Genomic DNA, 12,110 nt, shown 5'->3' on the forward strand with positions numbered 1-12,110 from the left:
GCCTGGTCGCGCATCTTCCCCAATGGCCGGGGCAAGCCCAATGCCAAGGGGCTGGACTATTATAACCGTCTGGTCGACGGGCTGCTGGCGGCGGGGATCACCCCGCATGTCACCATGTTCCACTGGGATCTGCCCCATGCCCTGCCGGGCGGCTGGCAGAATCGCGACACCAGCTACGCCTTTGCCGACTATGCCGGCTACACCGCCGGCAAGCTGGGCGACCGCGTGCAGAACTTCATGACGCTCAACGAACTGCGCTGCTTCACCGACCTCAGCTACATGACCGGTGGCAAGGCGCCGGGCCTGAAGCTGCCGATGAAGGAGGTGAACCAGGTGCGCCACCATGGCGTGCTGGCCCATGGCCTGGGCGTGCAGGCGATCCGCGCCGCGACCAAGTCGGGCACGCAGGTCGGCATTGCCGACAATCCCAACATCTATGTCCCCGCGATCGAGACGCCCGAGCATATCGAGGCGGTGAAGAAGGCCGTGCGCGAAGAGAACGCCATGTTCCTGACCGCGATCATGGAAGGGCGCTACATCGACAGCTATCTGACCGCGCAGGGCAAGGATGCGCCGGTGGTCAAGGAAGGCGACATGAAGCTGATCGGCGCGCCGCTCGATTTCCTGTCGGTCAATGTCTATACCGGCAACACCGTTCGCGCCGACGAGACCGCACCGTCGGGCTACAAGATCCTGCCCCATCCGGGTCAGGCGCCGCGCATGCCCTCCCCCTGGCTCTATGTCACGCCGGAGGTCATCTATTGGGGGATGCGCGCCATCAGCGAAAACTGGAAGCCCAAGGGCCTCTACATCTCCGAAAATGGCTGCTCGGCCGACGACAAGGTGGCCGAAGACGGCAAGGTCTATGACACCGACCGCGTCATGTATCTGCGCAATTACCTGACCCACCTGCAGCGCGCGACCCGCGAAGGCATTCCAGTGAAGGGCTATTTCGTCTGGAGCCTGATGGACAATTTCGAGTGGGAAGACGGCTATACCAAGCTGTTCGGCATCCACCATGTCGACTTCAAGACCCAGAAGCGCACGCCCAAGCTCAGCGCCGACTGGTATCGCGAACTGGTGCGCACCAACAAGCTGGTGTGACCCGAGCGCCGCCGCCGTCCCCTTGCGGATGGCGGCGGCGACCTAAAATTCCACGCCATATCGACATATGGCGTCGCATGGGCATTATCCCCTCGCATTGCCGGCCGCTGACTCGCGCCGCGCAATATTCAAGAGAGATAAGGAGTTACCCATGACGATGTCGCCGCTGTCCCGTGCCTCCCGCGCCGCCTGGCGGACGCTGGCCTGTGCCGGGCTGCTGTCCGCTTCCGCCCTGGCCGTGGCGGCCACGACCGCGCCGCAGTTCGACGTCGCGCGCATCGTCAACGACATCAAGATCCTGGCCAGCGACGAGTTTGAAGGCCGCGGCCCGGCGACCCGCGCCGAGACCAAGACGATCGACTATATTGCCAAGCAGATGGCGGCGGCCGGGCTGAAGCCCGCCGGCGACAAGGGCACATGGTTCCAGGACGTGCCGCTGCGTATGTCGAATATCACCGGCACACCCAGCCTGTCGATGACCGTGGGCGGCGCGGCCCAGCCGCTGACCCAGGGCACGGAAATCGCCGTGCGCGCGGCCGAAACCGGCCAGTCGGCGGTCAAGTTCGCCAACCTGCCGCTGGTCTTCGTCGGCTATGGCGTGAAGGCACCGGAGCGCGGCTGGGACGATTTCAAGGGCGTGGACCTCAAGGGCAAGATCATGGTCGTGCTGGTCAACGACCCCGATTTCGAGGGCGGCGAAGGCGATTTCGGCGGCAAGCTGATGACCTATTATGGCCGCTGGACCTACAAATATGAAGAAGCCGCGCGCCAGGGCGCGGCCGGCGTGCTGGTGGTGCATGAAAGCGAGCCGGCCTCCTATGGCTGGGCGACGGTCAAGAACAGCAACACCAACACCATGTTCGACATCGTCCGCGCCGATCCCAAGAGCGCACACACCCAGATGGAAGGCTGGATCCAGAAGGATCTGGCCGCCAAGCTGCTGGCCGCGTCGGGCGTCGATTTCGAGGCAGCCAAGGCGGCCGCGCGCAAGAAGGACTTCAAGCCCATAACGCTCAAGGCGACAATGAGCGCCGACTATGCGGTGAAGTCGGAAATCATCACCTCGCACAATGTCGCGGGCATCCTGCCGGGCAGCAAATATCCCGACGAGACCGTCATCTATTCGGCCCATTGGGACCATCTGGGCATCGGCGCGCCGGATGCGAAGGGCGACACCATCTATAATGGCGCGCGCGACAATGCGTCGGGCACCGCCGCGCTGCTGGAACTGGCCCGCGCCTATGCCAAGGGCCCCAAGCCCGAGCGCAGCGTGCTGTTCCTGGCGGTGACGGCCGAGGAGAAGGGCCTGCTGGGTTCGGAATATTATGCCGACAATCCCCTGCGCCCGCTGGCGACCACGGCCGGCGTCATCAACATGGACGGCCCCTTCGCCGCCGAGAAGACGGTCAATTTCTCCATCTCCGGCGCGGCGAAGCTGGACCTGCTGACCCTGCTGACGCAGGAAGGCGAGAAGCTGGGCCGCCATTATACGCCGGATGCGCGCCCCGAAGCGGGCAGCTTCTACCGGTCCGACCATTTCCCGATGGCCAAGCGCGGCGTGCCCGCCATCTCGTTCAATCCGGGCCGCGAACTGGTGAATGGCGGCGCGGCGCGCGGCAAGGAACTGGGCGATATCTATACCCGCGATCGCTATCACCAGCCGGCCGACCAGTATGACGACAGCTGGAACACCAGCAGCTGGGAGGGTGACATGACCCTGCTCTACAATGTCGGTCGCCGCGTGGCCGACGGCCATGACTGGCCCAACTGGTCGAACGACAGCGAATTCCGCGCGGCCCGCGACGCCAGCCAGGCGCAGCGCAAGTAAGATGTGAGGCGTGGCGGCCGGTGCCTACCGGCCGCCATGTCATATCGGCAATTCGTGGGTCGACTTGATTTCGGACAGGGCGACGGTCGAGTTGATTTCCTGGACGCCGGGCAGCTTGCTCAGCCGTTCGAAGAAGAAGCGTTCATAGGCCTCGATATCCTTGGCCACGATGCGCAGCATGAAATCCATCGTGCCGAGCAGCACGAACGCCTCCAGCACTTCGGGAAAGCCGCCGATCGCGGCGCTGAATTCGTCCAGATTGGCGCGGCCATGGGCGTTGAGCTTTACCTGGGCGAAGACCTGGGCATTGAGGCCGACCTTGCGCCGGTCGAGCAAGGCCACCCGCTTGCGGATCAGCCCTTCCTTTTCCAGCCGGTCGATGCGGCGCCAGCAGGGCGACGGGGTCAGCCCGACCTTGTCCGCGATCTCCGCCGTGGTCTGGCTGGCATCGCGCTGCAATTCGCGGAGAATCTTCCGCTCGAAATGGTCGAGTTCGATCATATTTTCCTACATATCGTCGACGAGGGGATAATTCATCCTCATATTGGCGATATCGGGCTTCAAATCAGGCAAGATTCTTCTCTGGCGACCGGCGATAAGGCGGCATCATCCCGAGGAGAAGAATATGGTTTCCCGTCCTGCCCGCCTGAACCCGCCGATGCAGTCGGTGCGGCTGCTTGATCCCGCCAGCGGGCTGGACGGCGTGATTGCCATCCACAGCACCGCGATCGGGCCGGGCGCCGGCGGCTGTCGCTTCTGGCATTATGCCGACATCGGCGCGGCGCTGGACGATGCCTGCCGCCTGGCCGAGGGCATGAGCTACAAGAATGCCATGGCCGGCCTGCCCTTCGGCGGCGCCAAGGCGGTGCTGCGCCGGCCCGAAGGCGAGTTCGACCGGGTCGCGCTGTTCCAGGCGTTCGGCCGCGCGGTCGAGGAGCTGGGTGGCACCTATGTCACGGCTGAGGATGTCGGCACCAGCGTCGCCGACATGCAGGCGGTGGCCAGCCAGACCCGCCATGTTGCCGGGCTGGACGTAGCCGAGGGCGCGGCCGGCGGCGATCCGTCGCCTTGGACCGCGCTGGGCGTGTTCGAGGCGATGCAGGCGGCGGCCCGCCAGTCACTGGGCGCCGAACTGTCCGACCTGACGGTCGCGGTGCAGGGCACCGGCAATGTCGGCGCGGCGCTGTGCCGTCGCCTGGCCGATGCCGGCGCCCGACTGGTGATCGCCGACATCGATCCGCGCCGCCGCAACACGCTGGCCGCCGTGCTGAACGCGAATGTGGTGGACGTGGCCGACATCGCCGCGGTCGAGGCGGACATCTTTGCCCCCTGCGCCCTGGGCGGCGCGCTCGATCCGCAGAGCGTGGCGGCGATGCAGGCGCGCCTGGTCTGCGGCGCAGCCAACAACCAGCTGGCGACGCCCGATGTGGCGGAGCTGCTGCGGTCGCGCGGCATCGTCTATGTGCCCGACTATGTCGCCAATGCCGGTGGCATCATCAGCGTGTCGGCCGAATATCTGGGCGAGGACCGCGCCAGCGTTGCTGCCCGCGTCGACCAGATCGGCGGCCGGGTCGCCCAGATACTTGACCAGGCCAAGCGCGAGGAGCGCTCCCCCGCACTGGTCGCCGACGAAATGGCCGAGGCCATCATCGGCGAGGCCGAACGCCAGGCGGCGTAATCGCAAGCCGCAGTGATGCGGCGCATCAGCGGCTTGAAACGCTCAGACGCCGCGCGGGCTTGATCAAGGCGTGATGCGGAAAACCCATCACGCCTTGATAGTCCCCCTTCCCCCTTGTGCTGCCGGTCAGTCCCGACAGCGCAGGGTGGCGAGCGCCGCCAGCAGCATGACGGCGCCGGCAAAGGCCATGGTCCAGATCGGTTCGGTCGGGAAGAAATGGCGCATGATCGTGCCCATCACCGTCGCCACCAGCAATTGCGGGATGACAACGAAGGCGTTGAACAGCCCCATATAGATGCCGAGCTTGGTCTGCGGCACGCTGGAGGCGAGCATCGCATAGGGCATGGCAAGGGTCGAGGCCCAGGCGATGCCGATCGCCACTTCCGACAGTAGCAGCGCCTGTGCATCGCGCAGGACCAGGAAGGACAGGAAGCCGAGCGCGCCGAGCGTCAGCGCCAGCGCATGGGTCCGGGCCTGGCCGATGCGGCGGGCGAGCGGCTGGAGCAGGAAGGGCGCGGCGAAGGCGGCCACCCCATTATAGGTGGCGAACAGGATGCCGACCCAATTGCCCCCTTCATTATAGGCGGCGCTGGTCGGGTCGGCCGATCCGAAGACATATTGGGCGACCACCGGCGTGGTATAGATCCACATGATGAAGAGCGCCGACCAGGTGAAGAACTGGACCAGCGCCAGCTTCTTCATCATCGCCGGCATGGTCGCGAAATTGCCGACCACATGGCTGAGCAGATTGTCGGTCCGGCCCTGCGCATGGAGGCCCCGCGCGACGATACGGGCGATGCCATAGGCCGCGAGCAGCCCGCCCAGCAGATACAATTCCTTTTCCAGTGCCCAGCCCCAAACGGCGGCGATGATGGCAAGGCCAGCGACGATCCAGAGCGGACCGCCGGCGGGGACCGGCGGCGCCTCCTCTTGCCTTGCCGCTTCGCTGGCCTGGGCAAAGCGGGCCATCTGCTCGGGCGAATATTCGCGGGTGGTGAGCACGGTCCAGAGCACGGCGAGGAACAGCGCGGCGCCACCGATATAGAAGCTGACGCGCACCGTGTCGGGGATCATGCCGGCGGGCGCGACATTGGAGACGCCCATCTGGTCGAGCAGCCAGGGGGTGGAGGAGCCGATCACCGCGCCGGTACCGATGAAGGCGGTCTGGATCGCATAACCGGCCATATGCTGTTCCTTCGCCAGCATATCGCCGACAAAGGCACGGAACGGCTCCATCGAGACGTTGAGCGAGGCGTCGAGAATCCAGAGCATCAGCGCGGCGGCCATCAGGCCCGGCGCATTGGGCATGCCGAACAAGGCGAGCGCCGCAAACAGCGCACCGGCGAAGAAATAGGGCCGGCGCCGGCCGAGGCGGCACCAGGTGCGATCGCTATAATGGCCGATCACCGGCTGCACCAGCAGGCCGGTCAGCGGCGCGGCGATCCACAGCAAGGCGAGATTGTCGAGATTTTCCCCCAGCGACTGGAAGATGCGCGACATGTTGGCGTTCTGCAGCGCGAAGCCGATTTGGATGCCGAAGAAGCCGAAGCTGATATTCCACAGCCCCCAGAAGCCCTGGCGCGGCCGACCGTCGGACGTCGTCGCGCCCGTTTCCAGCCCCATCTCATTCATTCCGGCCATCCCCATCCTTCGCCTTAACTTCGCACATTTCCCGCACATTTTGACATTAAGTTACGAGCGCCTGATCCTATCGGCCTGATCCCATCGGGAAAGTCTGCGTGCATGCGGTCACGCAGCCTATCAAGCGCAGGCGCAATAGGACAGCCGGGGGCTGTTGATCGCTCCCTTCGATCCTGCGTCATTCTGACGAAAGTCAGGATCCATTCGGCGCGACATCTGCGAGCGAGCGCTGAATGGATCCCGGATCAAGTCCGGGATGACGACGAGGATCAAGGAAGCGCCAGCCTTCACCGCTTGCGCTTGCCGCCGCTGGCGACGAAGCGGATTGCCTGGCCGCCGCCGGGCGCCAGATCGAGGCTGAGGACGTCGCCCTTCTTCACCTGCTTCTTTTCGATCACGATCGCGTGGCGTGCCTCGGTGCGATAGTCGGCGCCGGGGCCGTCGCGGTAGATTTCGGCGGTATAGCTGCGGCCGGCATCGAGGAAGTCGAGCGTAACCTTGCTGGAGCGCGCCTGTTCGTCGCCGACCGCGCCCAGATACCAGTCGTCGCTGCCCTTCGCCTTGCGCGCGATCGTGACGTAGTCGCCGACCTCGCCATTCAAGGCGCGGGTGTCGGACCAGTCGGTCGGCACATCCTTGATGAACTGGAATGGGCCGGGATATTTGGCGTAATTTTCCGGCGTGTCGGCCGCCATCACCACCGGCGAATAGAGGACGACATAGAGAGCGAGCTGCTTGGCGATGGTCGAGTGGATGGTGCTGCCTTCCGAACCCGACAGGCTGAGCACGCCCGGCGTGAAGTCCATCGGACCGCCCAGCAGCTGGGTGAAGACCAGGTTCGCCTCATGCTCGGGCGGGTTCTTGCCACCGACCCAGGCGTTATATTCCATGCCCCGGCCGCCTTCGCGCGCGACCCAGTTGGGGTAGGTGCGGCGCAGGCCGGTATCCTTGACCGGTTCATGGCTGTCGATGCTGACATGATATTTGGCGGCGGTCTGCACGACGCGCAGATAATGGTTCACCATCCACTGGCCTTCATGCCATTCGCGATGCTTCGTGCCATCGGCATCGACCCGCTCGATCTGGCCGGCGTCGGTGACATAGCCGGTCTTCACCACCTGCTCGCCATGGTCGGCCGCCCATTTGAAGGCACTGTCGAGCTGGCCGTCATAATGGCTAGCCGAGCCGCCGGTTTCATGATGGCCGATCAGGGTGACGCCCTTGGACCTGGCATAGGCGGCCAGGCCATCGGCGTCGAAATCTTCGGTCGGCTGCGAGAAGTTCATATCCTTGCCGTTGCCGAACCAGTTGCCGTCCCAGCCGACATTCCAGCCCTCAACCAGCACGGCGGGGATGCCGCTGGCAGCGGCGAAATCGATATAGCGGCGGACATTGGCGGTGGTGGCGCCATGTTTGGGGCCGCGCGCCCAGCTCCATTCGCCCTTGATCATGTTCCACCAGACGCCGACGAACTTGCCCGGCTTGATCCACGAGACGTCGCCCAGCTTGTTGGGCTCGTTCAAGTTCAGGATCATGTGGTTCATGTAGAGGCCGGCGGCATCGTCGGCGACGGCGATGGTGCGCCAGGGGGTGGAGAAGCCGGCGTCGCGCGACACCTTGGGCGCGCCCGCCCCCGGCGTCAGATCGGCGCGGAAAATGTTGCCCTCGGCGCGGGCGAGATTCATGCCCGCATAATCGACCAGCGCGGCTTCATGCAGGGCAACATGGGTGCCGTCGGCGAGCTTGACCGTCATCACCGTCTGGGCGGTGCCGACCGCGTCGAGCGGGGTGCGGTTGTAGAGATATTCCTCGCGGTTCCATTCATAGGCGGGCTTCCACCAGGCGGTCCCCCCTTGTGCGAAGGCGAACTGGGTCAGTTCCTCGGCGATGTTGGCGTGATGGAGATTGGCTTGGTCGGGCAGGCTGTAGCGGAAGGCGACGCCGTCATCGAACAGGCGGAAGGTCACGTCCATCTCGCGCTGGAGATCGCCCTTCTCGCGGAAGACCAGCTTCAACTCATTATGATGGTCGCGGATCCTGGTCCATTCGCCCCAGGGCTGGGTCCAGTTGGTGTCGCGGCTCGCCTGCTTGGCATCGGCCAGCGTCAGGTTGCGCTCGATCTTGGGCGCGTCGGTGAACATGAAGCCCAAACGGGAATCGGCGATCAGCGGCTTGCCATTGCGCTGCACGGCATAGCTGGGGCGCCCCTCGCCATCGAGGCTGATGGTGAGAGTGATATGGCCGTCGGGCGAGGCGGCCCTGGCCACCACATCGGCGCGCGCGGCGGTGGGCGCGAGCGCCAGGGCGATGAGAGGCAAGGTGAGCGCGGTCAGTCGCGTCATGGGAACGTCCTTAAACTTGGAAGGCGGCGACGAGGCCGGATGCGGGGGCGAAATTCCAGTCGGCGATGCTGCCGGTCGACAGTTCGACCTGCCAGCGGTCCGCATCGGCCGGGCGCCAGGCGACGGGGCTGGTGCCGAGGTTAAAGACGCAGAGGCGCTGCTGCCCGTCCTGCGTCCGTTCAAAGGCGAGCAGATCGTCCGGCGTATCGAGAAAGGTGATCGTGCCGCTGCGCAGCGCCGGGGTGGCGTTGCGCAGGGCCAGCACTTCCCGCGTCCAGTGGAGCAGCGAGGCGGGGTCGGCTTCCTGCGCGTCGACGGCGAGCGGGCGATGCGCCTCCCCCACCGGCAGCCAGGGCTTGGCATCGGAGAAGCCCAGCCAGGGGGCCGCGCCGGTCCAGGGCATGGGCGTGCGGGCGCCGTCGCGCGACAGGGTCAGCGGCCAGTTGGCGATCGCTTCGGGATCCTGCAGATCCTCGAACGCGATATCGACCTGCGGCAGGCCCAGTTCCTCGCCATAATAGAGGAAGATATTGCCGCGCAGGCAGGCGAGCAGCAGCATCTTCATCCGGCAATAGGCATGGGCGTCGATGTCGCCGGCCCAGCGCGAGACGGCGCGCGGCGCGTCATGATTTTCGAACGCCCAGCTGGGCCAACCAATCCCCTGCTCCGCCGGCCAGCGCGACAAGGCGTCTTTCAGGAACGGCGCGGTCAATTTGGGCGCGTAGAGGAAGTCGAAGCCATAGGCGGTGTTGAGGCGATGATCGCCCTGGGTGAAGGCCTTCATCTCCGCATCGCTGTCATCCCCGCCGACTTCGGCGACGGTGAAGCGATCGGGATATTCGTCGAACACCGACCGCACCTTTTCCAGGAACAGCGGAATGTCCGGGTGGCTCTGGCTGTAGCGCTTGATCTGGAAATCATAGGGGCGCGTACGGATGCGGCCGTCTTCGGGCGCGGGCGGATTGTCGCGCAGTTGCGGGTCGGGCATCGAATGGTTGATCGCGTCGATGCGGAAGCCGTCGACGCCGCGGTCGAGCCAGAAGCGCACGATATCCAGCACCGCCGCCTGCACCTTTCCGTTGTGCAGGTTGATCTGCGGCTGCTCCTTCAGGAAATTGTGCATGTAGTATTGGCCGCGGCGCGCATCCCAGGTCCAGGCCGGGCCGCCGAACACCGACTGCCAGTTGTTGGGCGGCGTGCCGTCGGGCTTGGCATCGGCCCAGACATACCAGTCGGCATGGTCGTTCTGGCGGCTGGAGCGGCTTTCGATGAACCAGGGATGTTCGTCGGAGGTATGGGCCCAGACCTGATCGACGATGATGCGCAGGCCGAGGTCATGGGCGCGGGCGATCAGTGCGTCGAAATCGGCGAGCGTGCCGAAGATCGGATCGACATCGCAATAATCCGACACGTCATAGCCGAAGTCGCGCATCGGGCTCTTGAAGAAGGGCGAGAGCCAGATGGCGTCGACGCCGAGCGAGGCGACATAGGGAAGATGGGCGGTGATGCCGGCCAGATCGCCGATGCCATCGCCATTGGAGTCGGCGAAGCTGCGCGGGTAGATCTGGTAGATGGTGGCGCCGCGCCACCAGGGGGCCGTATCGGTCAGTGCGTCGGTCATTGCGGATTAGCGCTCCGTACAGCGCAGACGCTGTAGCCAAGGGGAGGAAGGTCGAGGGCGAGGCTGCCGGGCGCGGACGCGCGCGGGGCACAGGCCGCGCCGGCGAGACTGTCGAAGGCGGTGGAGGCGGTATCCACCTGGACCTGCGCCCTGATCGGCGCGGTCGATGTGTTGAAGGCGATCAGATATTCCGCGCCCGTGTCGGGATCGAAGCGGGAGACGGCGAACAGGCCGGGCTCGTCGCCGCGCGCGCGGATCGTCTCGCTGCCTCGGCGCAGCGCGGCATGGCCAGTGCGCAGGCGGGCGAGCGCTGAGATCTCGCGATAGAGCGGATGGGCGGGGTCGAAGCGCGCGGTGGCGGTGGTGGCAGTGCTGCCGAGCAGGCGATTGTCGTTATAGCTCGCCACCTGGCTGCCGAACATATCCTCGCGCGCGTCCTGATCGCCGCCGTCGCCGACAAAACCCTGTTCATCGCCATAATAGATGGTCGGCACGCCGCGCAGCGTCAGCAGCATGGCGTTGGCGAGCATCACCCGGCGCAGCACCTCGTCCTCGCCGGCCTGCGGGAAGGCGCGGCGGACGAAGGTGGCGAAACGGCCGGCGTCATGATTGCTGACGAAGGTCGGCAACTGACGCGCGGTGGCGGCGCCGCCCTGATAGAGGGCGTCGCCGGTCAGCATGCGTTCCCAGGTTGCGGTCGCCGCCTTGCCCGCGACGGTTTCCAGCGCGGCCTGGCGGAAGGCGAAGTCGAGCACGGCGGGAAAGCCGCCTTCGCGGGTGTGCCAGGCGAGCGGGCCGGCATCGACCGTCTCGACATAGACTTCGCCGAAGACATGGAAATTGGGGATGCCGCGCGCCTTGGCCCGCGCCTGCATGGCGGGGACGAACTGCTGCCAGAAATGCGGATCGACATGCCGGGCGGTGTCGATGCGGAAGCCGTCAATGCCGAAGCGGTCGATCCAGCCGCCGAAAATGTCGATCATGCCGGCGATCACGCGCGGATGTTCGGTCATCAGATCGTCGAGCCCGGCAAAGTCGCCCATGGTCGCGCTCTCGCCCGAATAGGTCGTCTCGCCGCGATTATGATAATAGCGCACATCGTTGAGCCAGGCCGGGTTCTTCACCGCCTGCTCGCCCTTCGGCACGAAGGGGGTATAGGCATAGGCGGGGTCGGTGAGCTTGCCGAAATTGTCCTCGCTATGATCGGCGTCGCCGGCAAAGCCCGGATTGATCGCCGGGCCGGCCACGCCGCCGCGGCGCTGATAGGGATAGTCGGCGCGCGAGCGATAGGGACAGGGCCGGTCGGCGCATTCGCGATAGCGGATCACGTCGGCCGTATGGTTGGCGATGATGTCCATATAGACTTTCATCCCCCGGCCATGGGCGGCCTTCACCAGCGCGGCGAAATCCGCGTCGGTGCCGAAATGCGGATCGACATGTTCGAAATCGGTGATCCAGTAACCGTGATAGCCGGCGCTTTCCTGCCCCTTGGGGCCCTGCACCGGCTTGTTGCGGAAGATCGGGCCGACCCAGATGGCGGTGGCGCCCAGCCCCTGAATATAGTCGAGCCGGCGGATCAGCCCCTGGAGGTCGCCGCCATGGTAGAAGCCCTTGGACGCGGGATCATAGCCGGTCTGGAGCCGGTCGCCCTTGAAGCCGCCCTTGTCATTGGCGGGATCGGCATTGTCGAACCGGTCGGGCAGGACGAAATAGATGACTTCATCTTCGGGCAGGCGGGCGCGAAAGCCGTCATCCTGTGCGATCGCCGGAGCGGGAAGCGCGCAGAGCGCAGCCAGCAGCATTGCCGTTCGTCCGCGCATGGCCTTCATCCCTCCCATTGCCGCTTGTGCCCGATTGCCGCAGCTTGGCCCCTTCTTAGTCGGCGGGGACAGGGCG

8 protein-coding genes are annotated in these 12,110 nt (G+C 65.5%); 3 read left to right on the forward strand and 5 right to left on the reverse strand.

Annotated features, from left to right (window positions below):
- Both JQK15_RS23785 and JQK15_RS23790 read left to right on the forward strand, forming a co-directional pair.
- Positions 1-1,104, forward strand: a 1,104-nt coding sequence (locus tag JQK15_RS23785) for a family 1 glycosylhydrolase (protein ID WP_214868644.1), incomplete at its 5' end; no start/stop codon positions are given.
- Between the two features lie 151 nt (positions 1,105-1,255).
- Positions 1,256-2,932, forward strand: a complete 1,677-nt coding sequence (locus tag JQK15_RS23790) for a M28 family metallopeptidase (RefSeq protein WP_214868646.1) — start codon at positions 1,256-1,258, stop codon at positions 2,930-2,932.
- 39 nt (positions 2,933-2,971) lie between these two features.
- Here JQK15_RS23790 and JQK15_RS23795 read toward each other — a convergent pair whose 3' ends face one another.
- Positions 2,972-3,433: an Lrp/AsnC family transcriptional regulator gene (locus JQK15_RS23795; RefSeq protein ID WP_004208390.1), complete on the reverse strand. Its 462-nt coding sequence runs from the start codon at positions 3,431-3,433 to the stop codon at positions 2,972-2,974.
- A gap of 124 nt (positions 3,434-3,557) precedes the next feature.
- On the opposite strand from JQK15_RS23795, the gene JQK15_RS23800 reads away from it, so the two are divergent.
- Entirely contained in the window at positions 3,558-4,610 is a 1,053-nt protein-coding gene (locus tag JQK15_RS23800; RefSeq protein WP_037509145.1) for a Leu/Phe/Val dehydrogenase, read from the forward strand.
- A gap of 126 nt (positions 4,611-4,736) precedes the next feature.
- Here the strand turns inward: JQK15_RS23800 and JQK15_RS23805 are convergent, their stop codons facing one another.
- From JQK15_RS23805 to JQK15_RS23820, 4 genes are all read right to left on the reverse strand, one after another.
- Positions 4,737-6,242: an MFS transporter gene (locus JQK15_RS23805; protein WP_214868701.1), complete on the reverse strand. Its 1,506-nt coding sequence runs from the start codon at positions 6,240-6,242 to the stop codon at positions 4,737-4,739.
- A 296-nt stretch (positions 6,243-6,538) separates the two neighbouring features.
- Positions 6,539-8,593 (reverse strand): glycoside hydrolase family 97 protein, encoded by a 2,055-nt coding sequence (locus tag JQK15_RS23810; RefSeq protein ID WP_214868648.1) that lies wholly within the window; start codon positions 8,591-8,593, stop codon positions 6,539-6,541.
- A 10-nt stretch (positions 8,594-8,603) separates the two neighbouring features.
- Positions 8,604-10,214, reverse strand: a complete 1,611-nt coding sequence (locus JQK15_RS23815; RefSeq protein ID WP_214868650.1) for an alpha-glucosidase — start codon at positions 10,212-10,214, stop codon at positions 8,604-8,606.
- Complete coding sequence (locus JQK15_RS23820; protein WP_214868652.1) at positions 10,211-12,034, reverse strand: alpha-amylase family glycosyl hydrolase; 1,824 nt, start codon at positions 12,032-12,034, stop codon at positions 10,211-10,213. Before JQK15_RS23820 ends, JQK15_RS23815 begins: the two co-directional genes overlap by 4 nt.
- Between the last annotated feature and the right edge of the window lie 76 nt (positions 12,035-12,110).

The organism is Sphingobium sp. BHU LFT2 (assembly GCF_018604485.1).
GTDB classification, from domain to species: domain Bacteria; phylum Pseudomonadota; class Alphaproteobacteria; order Sphingomonadales; family Sphingomonadaceae; genus Sphingobium; species Sphingobium yanoikuyae_A.

Coding starts and splice junctions, on each gene's coding strand:
- JQK15_RS23790 (WP_214868646.1), top strand. CDS start 1,256: ATGACGATGTCGCCGCTGTCCCGTGCCTCCCGCGCCGCCTGGCGGACG.
- JQK15_RS23795 (WP_004208390.1), bottom strand. CDS start 3,433: ATGATCGAACTCGACCATTTCGAGCGGAAGATTCTCCGCGAATTGCAG.
- JQK15_RS23800 (WP_037509145.1), top strand. CDS start 3,558: ATGGTTTCCCGTCCTGCCCGCCTGAACCCGCCGATGCAGTCGGTGCGG.
- JQK15_RS23805 (WP_214868701.1), bottom strand. CDS start 6,242: ATGAATGAGATGGGGCTGGAAACGGGCGCGACGACGTCCGACGGTCGG.
- JQK15_RS23810 (WP_214868648.1), bottom strand. CDS start 8,593: ATGACGCGACTGACCGCGCTCACCTTGCCTCTCATCGCCCTGGCGCTC.
- JQK15_RS23815 (WP_214868650.1), bottom strand. CDS start 10,214: ATGACCGACGCACTGACCGATACGGCCCCCTGGTGGCGCGGCGCCACC.
- JQK15_RS23820 (WP_214868652.1), bottom strand. CDS start 12,034: ATGCGCGGACGAACGGCAATGCTGCTGGCTGCGCTCTGCGCGCTTCCC.